This window comes from Bradyrhizobium sp. S3.3.6 (assembly GCF_040546905.1).
Classification (GTDB): Bacteria; Pseudomonadota; Alphaproteobacteria; order Rhizobiales; family Xanthobacteraceae; genus Bradyrhizobium; species Bradyrhizobium cytisi.
Genome location: NZ_JBEPOT010000004.1, coordinates 45972 through 59642, shown reverse-complemented (window position 1 = coordinate 59642; position 13671 = coordinate 45972). Strand labels below are relative to the sequence as shown.

At 64.0% G+C, this 13671-nt stretch carries 11 protein-coding genes; 2 read left to right on the top strand and 9 right to left on the bottom strand.

Features of this window, described 5'->3' with window-relative positions; translation table 11 throughout:
* Nucleotides 1–64: 64 nt before the first annotated feature.
* From ABID59_RS12950 to ABID59_RS12940, 3 genes are all read right to left on the bottom strand, one after another.
* Nucleotides 65–1897 (bottom strand): tetratricopeptide repeat protein, encoded by a 1833-nt coding sequence (locus ABID59_RS12950; protein WP_354083652.1) that lies wholly within the window; start codon nt 1895–1897, stop codon nt 65–67.
* A 225-nt stretch (nt 1898–2122) separates the two neighbouring features.
* Nucleotides 2123–2290, bottom strand: coding sequence for a 50S ribosomal protein L33 (gene rpmG, locus ABID59_RS12945; RefSeq protein WP_007603295.1), 168 nt, complete (start codon nt 2288–2290; stop codon nt 2123–2125).
* A 124-nt stretch (nt 2291–2414) separates the two neighbouring features.
* Entirely contained in the window at nt 2415–3740 is a 1326-nt protein-coding gene (locus ABID59_RS12940; RefSeq protein WP_354083651.1) for an LLM class flavin-dependent oxidoreductase, read from the bottom strand.
* A gap of 298 nt (nt 3741–4038) precedes the next feature.
* Here ABID59_RS12940 and ABID59_RS12935 point away from each other — a divergent pair, with 298 nt between their 5' ends.
* Nucleotides 4039–5397, top strand: a complete 1359-nt coding sequence (locus ABID59_RS12935) for a metallophosphoesterase family protein (protein ID WP_354083650.1) — start codon at nt 4039–4041, stop codon at nt 5395–5397.
* 27 nt (nt 5398–5424) lie between these two features.
* On the opposite strand, the gene ABID59_RS12930 is transcribed toward ABID59_RS12935, so the two are convergent.
* From ABID59_RS12930 to topA, 4 genes are read right to left on the bottom strand one after another with little or no spacing between them, the layout of a single operon-like run.
* Nucleotides 5425–6171 (bottom strand): NUDIX hydrolase, encoded by a 747-nt coding sequence (locus ABID59_RS12930; RefSeq protein ID WP_354083649.1) that lies wholly within the window; start codon nt 6169–6171, stop codon nt 5425–5427.
* A gap of 32 nt (nt 6172–6203) precedes the next feature.
* Nucleotides 6204–6644: a DUF983 domain-containing protein gene (locus tag ABID59_RS12925; protein WP_354083648.1), complete on the bottom strand. Its 441-nt coding sequence runs from the start codon at nt 6642–6644 to the stop codon at nt 6204–6206.
* Nucleotides 6638–8983, bottom strand: a complete 2346-nt coding sequence (gene rnr / locus ABID59_RS12920; protein ID WP_354083647.1) for a ribonuclease R — start codon at nt 8981–8983, stop codon at nt 6638–6640. The genes ABID59_RS12925 and rnr overlap by 7 nt, the downstream gene beginning before the upstream one ends.
* Nucleotides 8984–8991: 8 nt before the next feature.
* Nucleotides 8992–11748 (bottom strand): type I DNA topoisomerase, encoded by a 2757-nt coding sequence (topA, locus tag ABID59_RS12915; RefSeq protein ID WP_354083646.1) that lies wholly within the window; start codon nt 11746–11748, stop codon nt 8992–8994.
* A gap of 217 nt (nt 11749–11965) precedes the next feature.
* On the opposite strand from topA, the gene ABID59_RS12910 reads away from it, so the two are divergent.
* A complete protein-coding gene (locus tag ABID59_RS12910) occupies nt 11966–12214 on the top strand; it encodes a hypothetical protein (protein WP_354083645.1) in 249 nt (82 codons plus the stop codon).
* Between the two features lie 207 nt (nt 12215–12421).
* Here ABID59_RS12910 and ABID59_RS12905 read toward each other — a convergent pair whose 3' ends face one another.
* On the bottom strand, nt 12422–12976 hold the full coding sequence (locus ABID59_RS12905; RefSeq protein WP_354032645.1) for a flavodoxin family protein: 555 nt from the start codon (nt 12974–12976) through the stop codon (nt 12422–12424).
* Between the two features lie 180 nt (nt 12977–13156).
* The gene (locus tag ABID59_RS12900) at nt 13157–13624 is read right to left on the bottom strand and encodes a winged helix-turn-helix transcriptional regulator (protein WP_354083644.1); all 468 of its coding nucleotides are present in this window, start codon (nt 13622–13624) and stop codon (nt 13157–13159) included.
* Nucleotides 13625–13671 lie beyond the last annotated feature (47 nt).

Here is a 13671-nt window from a genome sequence, read left to right as displayed (position 1 = left end):
ACAAGAGGGGCTCAACCGACGCTGGCGGGGCGACCATGCGCCCGTTGCCCGGCAATAGCCAGCGCTATCGTCGAGACGTGGCGCGCTGCGCCCGCCGTGCGGCGAGCTGCCTCTCGAGTTCGCGGCGAACGTCGTCCACCACGCTGGCCCAGTCGCCGCGCGTGGGCTGCCTGAACAGCTTCATCGACCGATACCACGGGCTGTCGTCGCGATTCAGCAGCCAGCGCCAGTCCGGGTTGAAGGGCAATAGCGTCCAGACGGGGGCGCCCAGCGCGCCGGCGAGGTGAGCGACGCTGGTGTCGACCGAGATCACCAGATCGAGGCAGGACATCAGCGCCGCCGTTTCGCTGAAGTCCGTCAGATGTTCCGTGATGTCGACGATGTCACGGCGTTCGGCAAGGAAGGCCCGGTCGTGATCGCGGACGCCTTTCTGCAAGGAGACGAACTGGACGTCGCAATCGAGCAGCGGCGCAAGTGCGCGCAGCGCCATCGATCGATTGTGATCGTTCTTGTGATCGGGATTACCCGCCCAGACCAGACCGACGCGGAAGCAGGTGTGGGGACCAAGCCGGTCCTCCCAGGCCTTCACGCGCGCTGCGGGAGGCGCGGGAATGTAGCCTTCCGCAAGCGGGATCGCATCCAGCCGCGTCTTGAACGCCAACGGCAGCGCTCCAAGCGGGCAGTGCAGGTCGAACGCCCGCGGAGACGACCGGCCGACACACTCTGCGACCCCGGCGATGCCGCCGAGACACTGCTGGATCGGAGGTTCGACCTCCAGGATGACCCTGGCTCCGAGCGCGGCCACCATCGGCACATAGCGGGCGAACTGAATCGCATCGCCCAGTCCCTCATCGGAGTGCAGCAAGATGGTCTTGCCTTCGAGCGGCTGGTCACCACGCCAAAGCGCTTGCGAAAAGCCGCGATCGACCAGGCCGACGGATGGAAGCCGCCAGCGCGCCTCGCGCGCAAGCCAGCCGCGCTCGAAATCGCCGGTCAGGAGCTGAAGCGTCGCCAGATAGAACAGCGTCTGCGCATCGTCGGGGGCAGCCGCCTGCGATCTCTGCAGGGTCGCGAACGCTTCATCCAGCAATTGCAGATGCAACAGGACCACGGCCTTGTTGTTGAGCACGGCATGAAAATCCGGGCGAAGCGCCAGCGCCCGATCGAAGCAGGCAAAGGCCTGTTCCAGTCGGCCAAATCGCCAATGCAGCAGGCCGAGATTGTTGTGCGTCTCCGCGAGGCTCGGATCCAGCGCAACGGATGTTTCGTAGTCCGCTTGCGCTTCGTCGAACCGGTTTACGGCCGAAAGGCAAACGGCGCGCATTTGGTACAGGGCTGCGGAATTCCGATTCAGCTTCTCGGCTGTATTGAAGCATTCCAGCGCTTCCGCATGCCGGCCGAGTTCTAGCAGCAACATGCCGCAGTTTTGCGCTGGCTCCCAATATTGCGGATTCAGCGTCAGGGCCTGCTGGTAATGCAGCACAGCTTCGTCGCCCTGCGCGACTTGCCAGAGCAAGTTGCCGACGTGATTCCATAGGCCCGCATCATCGGGCTTGAGGCGCAAGGCTTGGCTGTAATGTTGCCGTGCGTCCTCGAGCCGACCCTGCCGCTCCAGGATCGTGGCGAGACTTAAGGAATACTCTGCCCTCGGCGCCTGCCGGACCGCGCGCCCGATCCATTCCACCGCGGCGTCGGGCTGCTGCGCGTGAAAGCAAATCACGCCCAGCAAGTGGAGAGCATCCGGGTGTTGCTCGTCCAGCGTCAGGGCCTGCTGGCAGCAAAGCTCGGCCTCGGCAATTCGTCCCGATTGAAGATGCGTGAAGCCGGTCTGGCTAAGCGCCGCCGGCGTCGCTTGTCCGGATGGCCTGGCCGTGGCCCGGCGCTCGCTGCGATTCATGAACGGCTGGAAATTGTCGCGCTCCGGGCTGACGACTGAGAGCGATGGAGGTCCTAGGAGCCTCGCAATTGAAGAGCGAGGCCACCCCATCTAACCACGCCAGGATTTCGCGAGGCTGGCGGCGCCTCGCCAATGACCTCGGGGCGCGTCCGGGACATGAGGGAGCGGCCCAAACGAAAACGGGGCCCGCAAGGGCCCCGCAAACTCTTCAACGCTGCGCCGATCTTACTTGATCTTGGCTTCGCGGAATTCGACGTGCTTGCGCGCCACGGGATCGTACTTCTTCTTGACCAGCTTGTCGGTCATGGTGCGCGAATTCTTCTTGGCGACGTAGTAGAAGCCGGTGTCCGCCGAGGACACGAGCTTGACCTTGATGGTGACCGCTTTGGCCATGTTCTGAACCTCAGAATATTGGGGAATCTGGAGCCGGCCAAACGGCCCGCGTTGGCCGGCAACCTAGCCAGAAACCGCCTGATGTCAAGGTTTCACATCCCGAGAACCACTCGAATCGGGCCCATCAGGCCTCGAAGAACCGGTTTTTCGGCCGGGGAAGGCCCAGATTCTCCCTCAAAGTGGGCCCTTCATATTCTTTCCGGAAAATCCCGCGCCGCTGCAGCTCCGGGACCACCTTGTCGACGAAATCGTCGAGGCCGGCGGGCAGGAACGGGAACATGATGTTGAAGCCGTCGGAGCCGCGTCCGACCAGCCACTCCTCCATCTGGTCGGCGATGGTTTTCGCCGTGCCGACGAAGGCCAGCCCGCCGTAGCCGCCGACGCGCTGGGCGAGCTGGCGCACCGTGAGCTTGTCGCGCCTGGCGAGGTCGACCATGCGCTGCCGGCCGCTCTTGCTGGCGTTGGTTTCCGGGATGTCAGGCAGTTGCCCATCCGGATCGAAGCCGGAGGCATCGGTGCCGAGGATGACCGAGAGCGAGGCGATGGCGCTGTCATAGTGCACGCGGCTGTCGAGCAGAGCGCGCTTCTCCTTGGCTTCCTCGATGCTGTCGCCGACCACGACGAAAGCGCCGGGGAGAATCTTCAGATGCTCGGGATCGCGGCCGATTGTCTCCATGCGGCCCTTGATGTCGGCATAAAGCTTTTGCCCATCGGCAAGGCTGCCGCCGCCGGTGAAGACGGCTTCCGCCGTCTCGGCCGCGAGCTGCCTGCCGTCTTCCGAGGCGCCGGCCTGCACGATCAGCGGCCAGCCCTGCACGGGGCGGGCGATGTTGAGGGGGCCGCGCACCTTCAGATATTTGCCGTTGTGGTCGAGCACATGCATCTTCGAGGGATCGAAGAACAAGCCGCTGTCGACGTCACGCACGAAGGCGTCATCGGCGAAGGAGTCCCACAAGCCCGTGACGACGTCGTAGAATTCGCGGGCGCGCTTGTAGCGCTCGGCATGCTCCATGTGGTCGTCGAGGCCGAAATTCAGCGCCGCATCCGGGTTCGAGGTGGTGACGATGTTCCACCCCGCACGCCCGCCGCTGAGATGGTCGAGCGAGGCGAAGCGGCGTGCCACGTGATAGGGCTCGTCGAACGTGGTCGACCCGGTCGCGATCAGGCCGATGCGCTCGGTGACGGCCGACAGTGCCGACAGCAGCGTGAACGGCTCGAACGAGGTCACGGTGTGGCTGCGCTTGAGCGCATTGACCGGCATGTTCAGTACGGCAAGGTGATCGGCCATGAAGAAGGCGTCGAACTTGCCGGCCTCGAGCTTCCTGATCAGCGTCTTGATGTGGCCAAAATTAAAATTGGCGTCGGGCCAGGCCCCGGGATACCGCCACGCGCCGGTGTGGATGCTGATCGGGCGCATGAACGCGCCAAGCTTGAGTTGCCGTTGTGCCATCGCGCCCTAAATCCCGTTCTGGTGTCGTTGGAGAAAGACATAGGCACGCCGGGGAACTCCGCCATTGGGGAAGGTGGGAAGAATTTTTTGTTTTTCGCGATCTGCTCAGCACAATCCCGTCATTCCGGGGCGCCGCGTAGCGGCGAGCCCGGAATCCATCGGGCCGCAGAGACGGCAAACGAGATCGGGCGAGCGCTCAAGCTTCCCGCGCGCCGTTCCATAGAAGGCCTAGCCACGACCTGTTGCGACCTGCTCCGGAAATTGCCATCCTCGCGGCCGAACACCGCAATGGAAGGCCATGACCTCTGCGAACAATTCCATTCCCGCGATTCTATCGCGCGGCAAAGGCCATCAATTTCTCTTGTATGGCGATGCCTGTTCGGGCGTGCCGGGTGCACCGCACGAGAAGACCTTCGCCTCGGTCAACGCGGTCGTTCAACGCCTCAGACCGCAGCCTGAATTCATTTTGTTTCCGGGCGATGAGATCATTGGACTAACGCCGGATCCGGACGCTCTGCGCGCGCAGTGGCGCTATTGGCTGGACACGGAAATGGCCTGGCTCGACCGTGCGGCCATTCCGATGTGGCACACAACCGGCAATCACACGACCTACGACGTGATGAGCGAGGCAGTGTTTCGCGCGGTACTGGACCTGCCGGACAATGGGCCTGCAGGGCAAGCCGGTCTCTCCTACTTCGTGCGGCGCGGCGACCTCGTGATGGTGTTCGTCAACACGCTCTGGAGCGGCCTTGGCGGTGAGGGCCATGTCGAGCTCGCGTGGCTGGAAGCAACGCTCAGAGAACATGGCGATGCCCGACATAAGCTCGTCCTTGGCCATCACCCGGTGTTTCCTGTCAACGGCTTTACGGGGACGTATCAGCGCGAGATCGGCCACGAATACGCTCGCCCGTTTTGGGACATCCTGGTGAACGAAAACGTGCTTGCCTACCTGTGCAGCCACATCCTCGCCTTCGATGTGCAAGCGCATCGCGGTGTCCTGCAGATCTGCACTGCGGGCGCGGGAACGGCTCACAGGATGCCGGAAGGCGTCGAGTATCTGCATTGCGTTCAGGCCGCGCTTGACGAGGAGGGCATGCGTTATCAGGTGCTCGATATCGACGGAGCCGTCAGGGAGAGGATGGAATGGCCGTTGCCCGCTCCTGATGCCGCCGGATGGAGAGTGCTGCCGCCCGGAGATGTCGATGCGCCGTTTAGCGGACTTGTGACGAGCGGACGTCGGATCGAGCTGAGACTGGTGGGGCAAAGCGCCGCGACCGATGTCGCGTCAGCCCAGACGATTTTTACGGCCTTCGCGCCTGGTTCGATCGCGCCGTTCTGGCTCGGGCTCCGGGGACCGAAGCAAACCCTGACAGCCATCGTTGGTCGTGAGCCGGGGCGCAGTCCGTCCTATTGGTTCGGACCTGATCTTCCAGCAGGCGACGGTTTCGATATTCACGTGACGATCTACCCGGATATGGGGCCAGGTGGTCTCCTGTACCGCGATCACAACTCTCCTCTTTGGTCGTCCTTCACTTCTGCGTCGGCGCAAGGCCTGGAGCAGCTTTCGTGGCCCCGGCATTGGGCGATCGGCCACGGACAAGGCGGCTGCGAAGACCGTGCCTTCAGAGGTGCGGCGCTGAGCTTGCTAATCGCGTGAGTGAGCTTAGTGAGATCGGTGGCTGGATCAGCTCAAAATATCCTTGTGCATCTTGCCGCCGTAGAAATGGAAGAACGGCACCGGCGCGTCGTGGCGCAGCGGGCCGGTGGCAAGGCGGGTATCGAGCTCGTTGAGCACGTTGCGCGTCATCGGATGCAGGTCGGCAAGCGGCTTCGAGCCGAGCTCGACCCAGACCAGTTCGACCAGCTCCGCATCGGCATGGATGACGCCCTCGACGCGGTGGGTGATCGCCGACGCATCCGCCGTGAAGAAGCGCGTGTCGAACCGCTTGACGCGGCCGGGCGGGGTGATCGCGCGCGCGATCAGGAACAGGCTGGACGGATCTGGCAGCAGGCCCGCATCCGCAAACGGCTTCCAGGCGCCTTCGAGCTTGGCCTTGCCTTCGCTCTTGCGCCCCAAGCAGAGACCGGTCTCCTCGCAGGCCTCGCGGATCGCGGCGATGGCTAGCGATTTTGCGCGCGAGGCCGGGGTCTTCGGGCTGCCCTTGGCGAGATTGGTCTCTAGCTGCGTGGTGATGGGGGCCGCGACTGGCACGCGATAATCGTCCTTGTCGACGCGGCCGCCGGGGAAGACGAACTTGCCGGGCATGAACACCACCTTGTCGTGGCGCTTGCCGACCAGGACTTTTGGAACGCTGTCGCTGCGATCGACCAGGATCAGCGTCGCGGCATCCCGGGGACGGAAATAGGGATGGTGATCGGCTTCCTTCTGATCGTGGACCTCAGCCTTTTCGTCCTGCGCAATATCCGTCATGTCCTCACCCAAACCGCTTTTATTTATTTTGCTTACACCGGCGGAATACCATCCGGCGGGGTGTCGTCAAACCCGTGCATGCGCAGAGCCCATTGCAAGCCGACCACAGCTCCCTTCACGGGCTGCAACAGGGCGAGCGAGGCGAAGAAGGTGAAGGGCAAATAGGCGGCAAAGGTCAACCAGACCGGTGTCGTGTAATTGGTCTCGATCCACAAAATGCTCGGCACGGTAATGTGGCCGACGATGACGATCACGAGATAGGCGGGCAAATCGTCGGCACGATGCGGCGTGAAGTCGAGGCCGCATTTCGCGCAATTGTCCGCCGTCTTCAGGAAGGCGCGGAACAGTTTTGCTTGCCCGCAGCGCGGGCAACGGCCGCGAAAACCGCGTTTCATCGCCGCCCAGAGGTCGCGCTTTTCGACGAGGCCAGTCTCGCGCGTCCAGATCTTTGGGGCCGTGCTCATGGTCACCATGCCTTGCCCTTCTTGCCTTTGCCCTTGTTCTTTCCTTTGTCCTTCTTGCCGGGCTTTCGCTTCGGCGGCTTGTGTTTTTTGTCCGGGCTGCGTCCGGGATGTGCCTTGAACGCGGGACGGCGTTGCGGACCAGCTTGCCTGCGGTCGCGCGGCGCGGTCTCGCTGGATGACGAAAGCAGCTCGAAACGCAGCGCGCCTGCGATGGGAGCTGCCTCGATCAGGCGGACATCAACGACGTCGCCGAGCTGGTACATGGTGCGGCTGCGGGTGCCGACCAGCGCGTGGCGGCCCTCGTCATAGTTGAAATATTCCGTGCCAAGGGATCGGATCGGGATCAATCCGTCGGCGCCGGTTTCAGCGAGTTTAACAAAGAGCCCTGCGCGCGTGACGCCGGAGACGCGGCCCTGAAAACTCGCGCCGATGCGGTCGGCGAGATGGTGCGCGATCAGGCGGTCGACGGTCTCGCGCTCGGCCTTCATCGCGCGCCGCTCGGTCAGCGAAATGTGGGCGGCGACTTCGCCGAGCGATTCCGCCGTCTCGCTGTCGAGCAGGGCGCCTTCGCCAAGCCCAAGTGCGCGGACCAGCGCGCGGTGCACGACGAGGTCGGCATAGCGGCGGATCGGCGAGGTGAAATGCGCATAACGGCGCAAATTCAGGCCGAAATGACCGTAATTCTCGGATGAATATTCCGCCTGCGCCTGCGCGCGCAGCACGACTTCGCTGACCAGCGGGAAGTGGTCGTGGCCTTCGAGCTGCGCCAGCACGCGGTTGAACAGAGCGGGGCGCAACGCGCCGCCTTTGGCGAAGGGGACGTCGAGTGTCTGCAAAAACTCCGAGAGCGCGTGGACCTTCTCCAGCGTCGGCTCGTCATGCACGCGGTAGATCAGCGGCAGCGATTTCTTCTCGAGCATTTCCGCCGCCGCGACGTTGGCGAGGATCATGAACTCCTCGATCAGCTTGTGCGCATCGAGCCTGTCAGGGACGACGACGCGGTCGACCGTGCCGTCGCTCTTCAAGAGGATCTTGCGCTCGGGCAGATCGAGATTGAGCGGATCGCGCTCGTCGCGGGCGCGCTTGACGCAGGCGTAAGCCGCGTAGAGTGGCCTCAGGATCGTATCGAGCAGGGGGCCGGTGGTGTCGTCCGGCCGGCCGTCAATCGCAGCCTGCGCCTGTGCGTAGCTCAGCTTCGCGGCCGAGCGCATCAGGATGCGATGGAATGAGTGCGAACGCTTACGGCCGTCAGGCGCAATAATCATCCGCACCGCGAGCGCGCCGCGCGGCTCGCCCGGCACCAGCGAGCACAGATTGTTCGAGATGCGTTCGGGCAGCATCGGCACGACGCGGTCGGGGAAATAGACCGAGTTGCCGCGGTCGAGCGCGGCGCGGTCGAGCGCGGTGCCCGGCCGCACGTAGAAGCTCACATCCGCAATGGCGACATCGACGATGAAGCCGCCCTTGTTGTTCGGATCGGGATCGGGCTGCGCGTGCACCGCGTCGTCGTGATCCTTGGCGTCCGGCGGATCGATGGTGACGAGCGGCACGTCGCGCCAGTCCTCGCGGCCTTTGAGGTTCGCCGGCTCTGCCGCTTCGGCCTCGCGCTCCGCGGCGGAGGAGAATTGCAGCGGAATATCGTGGGCATAGATCGCGATCAGGCTGATCGCCTTCTCCGACTTGACCGAGCCGAGCTTCTCCTTGACCCGGCCGGAGGCGAGCCCAAAGGCGCGGGAGCGGACGATATCGACGCTGACGAGGTCGCCGTCCTGCGCGCCGTGCGCGTCAGCGGCTGCGATGTTCAGCTCGCGGTCGGCGGACTTCTTGTCGACCGGGATCAGCCGTCCGCCGCCTTCAGGCAGGCTGCGGAACACGCCGAGGATGCGGCTCTTGGTCTTGTCGAAGACCTTGATGATGTGGCCGCAATAGGCCGGGCCTTCGGTCTCGTTGGTTGGCTCGACCCGCAGCAGCGCGCGGTCGCCGACGCCGGCGGCCGTGCCTGGCTTTGGTCGGCGCGGCATTGCGATGAGAATTTTGGGCGGCTCGCCGCTTTCGACCTCGTCCCATTCGGTGGGGGAGGCGATCAGCTCGCCGTCAGCGTCGCGGCCGGTGATATCGGCAACCAGCGTCGACGGCAGGCTGTCCGGCTCGGAAACCTTGTGGCGTTTCTTCTTGATGGTGCCGTCGTCGGCAAGCTCGCGCAGCAGGCGCTTGAGCTCGATGCGATCGGCGTTCTTCAGGCCGAACTCGCGCGCAATCTCGCGGGTCCCGACGTTTCCATGATTTGCCTTGATGAAGGCGACGATGGCGCTCCTGTCGGGAAAGCCATGGTCATTCTTGCGTTTCACTTAACCTCTTAAGTCGTGCCGGCACTTTTCTTGGCCGGAGCTTTGGCGGCGGACACCTTGGTCGGCGACGTCTTGACTGCTGAAGTCTTGGCGGTCGACGGCACGGCGGCGCGCGCCTTGCTGGTGGATTCGGATTTGGTTTTGGCCGCCTTCTTCGCGGCCGGTTTCTTCTTCGGCGCGACCTCGGCGCCATCCGCAGTCTTCTCTGCAGTTTTCTTGGCCTTGGCCGGCTTCGCCGCCTTCCTGGGCTTCTTGCCGCCGCCCTTGGCCGCGCGCTCGTCGATCAGCGCGATCGCCTGCGGCAGCGTCACGGTGTCCTTTTCGAACTCCGCGGGGATCGTCGCGTTGACGCCGCCCGCGGTGACATAGGCGCCGTAACGGCCGCTCTTCACGGTGACGGTGCCGAGCGTCGGATGGTCGCCGATAGTCTTGCCGGGATCGGCACCGAAGCGTCGGCTTGGACCCTTGGCGACCTTCTCGGCGATCAGCGTGACCGCGCGATTGAGGCCGATGTCGAACACTTCATCGCCGGCTTCTAAGCTGGCGTAGGTCTTCTCGTGCTTCACGAACGGCCCGAAGCGACCGAGGCCGGCGGTGATCGGCTCACCGGTCTCAGGATGCTTGCCGATCTCGCGCGGCAGCGACAACAGCTTCAGCGCAAGCTCGAGATCGACATCGCCGGGCGAGGTGCCCTTCGGGATGCCCGCGCGCTTCGGCTTCTCGCCTTCCTCATAATCCTTCTGCTCGCCGAGCTGGATGTAGGGACCAAAGCGGCCGGCCTTGACCCAGACGTCGCGACCGGTGTCGGGATCCTGGCCGAGCGAACGGTCCGCGGTGGTCTCGCTGTCGGCGGCGAGCTGACGGGTGTAGCGGCACTCCGGATAGTTCGAGCAGCCGACGAAGGCGCCGAACTTGCCGGCCTTCAGATTCAGCCGGCCGTTGCCGCAGCTCGGGCACTGCCGGATGTCGCCGCCATCGGTGCGGGGCGGATAGATGTGCTGTCCGAGCAGGTCGTCGAGCACGTCCAGCACCTGGGCGACGCGCAGATCCTTGATCTCGTCGACGGCACCGATGAAGCCGGTCCAGAAATCCTTCAGCACCTGCTGCCATGAGATCTCGTTGTTGGAGATGCGGTCGAGCTGCTCCTCCAGATTGGCCGTGAAGTCGTATTCGACGTAGCGGCTGAAGAAGCTTTCAAGGAACGCGACCACGACGCGGCCCTTGTCCTCGCCATGCAGGCGCTTCTTCTCCAGCTTGACATAGCCGCGGTCCTTCAGCACCTGCAGGATCGAGGCATAGGTCGAGGGCCGGCCGATGCCGAGCTCTTCCATGCGCTTGACCAGCGACGCCTCAGAGAAGCGCGGCGGCGGCTCGGTGAAATGCTGGGTGACGGACAGCGACTGCCGCTTGAGCGCGTCTTTCGGGCTCATCGCCGGGAGGCGGCGTGAGTCTTCGTCCTCCTCGTCGTCGCGGCCTTCCTGGTAGAGCGCCAGAAAACCGTCGAACTTGACGACCTGGCCGGTGGCGCGCAGCTCCAGCGTGCGGGCGCCGGCCTTCGCTGTGATGTCGACGGTGGTGCGCTCGAGCTCGGCCGATTCCATCTGGCTCGCGATGGTGCGCTTCCAGATCAGCTCGTAGAGCCGCGCCTGATCGGCATCGAGCTTGCGGCTCATGCTGGCAGGACGGCGCGACATGTCGGTCGGGCGGATCGCTTCGTGCGCTTCCTGGGCGTTCTTGGCCTTGGCCTGGTACTGGCGTGGGGCGTCCGGCACGTAGGCGTTGCCGTAATCCTCGCCGATCACCTTGCGCGCCTGGGTGATCGCGGACGGATCGATCTGCACGCCGTCGGTACGCATATAAGTAATGAGTCCGGTGGTCTCGCCGCCGATGTCGATGCCTTCATAAAGACGCTGCGCGATGCGCATGGTGTGCGCGGGCGCAAAGCCGTATTTGCGGCTGGCTTCCTGCTGCAGCGTCGAGGTGGTGAAGGGCGCCTGCGGATTGCGCCGGGCCGGCTTCGCGTCGACCGCGGTCACGGCGTAGCTGGCTGTTTCCAGCGCCTTCTTGAAGTCTTCGGCTTCCGCGCCGGTGCCGATGTCGAGACGCTGGATCTTCTTGCCGTCGGCGCCGACCAGGCGGGCCTCGAAGGTGTCGCCGCGCGGCGTCAGCAGGGTCGCGATCAGCGACCAGTATTCGCGGGCAACGAATTTCTCGATCTCGAGCTCGCGGTCGCAGACCAGACGCAGCGCCACCGACTGGACACGCCCGGCCGAGCGGGCGCCCGGCAGCTTGCGCCACAGCACGGGGGAGAGCGTGAAGCCGACCAGATAGTCCAGTGCGCGGCGCGCCATATAGGCGTCGACCAGTGCGCCGTCGATCTGGCGCGGATGCTTCATCGCGTCCGTGACCGCCTGCTTGGTGATCGCATTGAACACCACGCGCTCGATCTTGTGGTCCTTCAGCGCGCGTTTTTCTTTCAGCACCTCCAGCACGTGCCAGGAGATGGCCTCGCCCTCGCGATCAGGGTCGGTCGCCAGAATCAGGCGGTCGGCGCCCTTCAGAGACCTGGCGATGTCGTTGAGCCGGCCGGCCGCCTTGGGGTCGATCTCCCAGATCATCTTGAAATTGGCGTCGGGATCGACGGAACCGTTCTTTGCGGGAAGGTCGCGGACATGGCCGAACGAGGCCAGAACCTCATAGGACGAGCCCAAATACTTGTTGATCGTCTTGGCTTTCGCCGGCGACTCCACAATGACGATATTCATGTAGTTCCAGTAACTTACGGGGAAATATAGGGCCGAAATCGACGAGATTCGGGTCGGCCGTTTCGATCCGAACATGGGTGGTGAGGCCCTCGCTGTCAAATCGAAGGGTGTTGAAGCCCAGCGAAATGGGAAAAGTTTCATATCGAGAAAGTTGCAAATTACCACCTTGGAGTTGCGGCCGATGTAGGCGTAATGTCCCCAGCGGGCATGGATTCGGATGGGGCTGGTGGCAAAGCCAGGAAAGAAACGCGCGCGCGCCGCATTGGGCGTGCGGGAAGGCTCGCGCAACGAGGAACCGGGGGAGGGCGGGGTCGATGAAGCCGTGGGCTTCATCGCCGAGCAGGCGGGCGCGCTGCGCAAGCTCGCCGAGCGCCACAAGCTCGATGTGCTGCATTATCTCTTAGGGATGACCAAGCTCGAGGCCGACGAGCACTTAAGGCTGCGGAGCAAGCGCAAGCTGTCGTAAGGGGCGGCGGTGCGAGACTTGAGCGCGCCGCTGTCCGACCGTCATCCCCGCGCGAGAGCGTAGCGCTCGTCGCTGGAGGCGCGAGTGGCGCGATGCGAAGCATCGCGCCGGGAGCCTCGAAGGATGAACGGCCGAGATGCAGCCGGGCCGTCGTCCTTCGAGGCTCGTCCTGCTTCGCATGACGAGCACCTCAGGATGACGGTGCGGTCAGCCGTTGCGCCCAGCCATCTTCGCCAATCGCTGGCCGAGATATGCGGCGGTGCTGATGTCGCTCTGAGGCAGGGCGCCGTCGACCAAATGTGTCGCCAGGCCAAGCTGGCTGCCCAGGCGATTGCGGCCGCTCGGATCCTCTCCGCCCGGGAGATCCAGCCCGCACCAGAGCATGCCGTGCTGGGCAGCCAGAATGGAAAAGTAGGTGAGCGTGTGGAGTTGATCGCCGCTTGCACACGCGCCGGTCGTGAATCCGCCCGCGATCTTGTTGGCCCATCGCTGCTGGCTCCATCGATCACTTGAAGCGTCTGCGAAGGCTTTGAATTGGGCTGCTGGTCCGCCCATGTAGGTCGGGCTGCCAAACGCGACTGCCTCGGCACGGTCGATCGTTTCCAGCAGGCCCTCATTCTGGAAACGGCCTGACACGATGTCGTCGCCGGTGATCTGACACAGCGCGATCTCCGTCATTCCAGCCGCACCGCGCGCCATCGCATGCGCCAGCCTCTCGGTGGTGCCGGAGATTGAAAAGTAGACGATGGCGAGCAGGGGCATGGTGGCGCCACTTTGCGGTATCTCGTCATCTTCGACGCCGTCTACCTTTTGTACAAGTCCCCCCGCGTCGTCATTGCGAGCGCAGCGAAGCAATCCAGACTGTCTCCGCGGTGGCAGTCTGGATTGCTTCGTCGCAAGGGCTCCTCGCAATGACGGGTGTGGTGACGCTGTCTGCCATCATCAAGCCGATCTTCGCCGCGGCACCGGCCGCGGTTTCAAGGTGATATCGGCCAGGCTGAGCAATCGTCCATCCTCGGCGTGCAGCTCGAGCTTCTTCACGGCGCGGCCTTTCGCGCGATCGACCATGATGGTGTCGATCTCCTCAGGCGTATCGTCGAACTCCTCGCTCCATTGCCGGAGCGCGACCAGGATCGGGAAGAGGCCGCGTCCCTTCGGCGTCAGCACGTATTCGTGGTAGGCGCTGCCGTCGGAGGCGGGGGCAGTCGCCAGAATGCCGTGCTCGACCATTGATCGCAGCCGCACTGACAAGATGTTCTTGGCCATGCCGAGCTTGTTCTGAAACTCGCCGAAGCGGCTCAGGCCGAGCATCGCTTCGCGGATGATCAGGAGCGTCCACCAATCGCCGATCGCCTCCAGCGATCGCGCGACCGGGCAACCGTCACCCTCAAAACTCGTTCGTTTCACCATCGTCGTAGTCCTGTCGCATTCGCCCGATTTTGGCGCTGATCACGCGC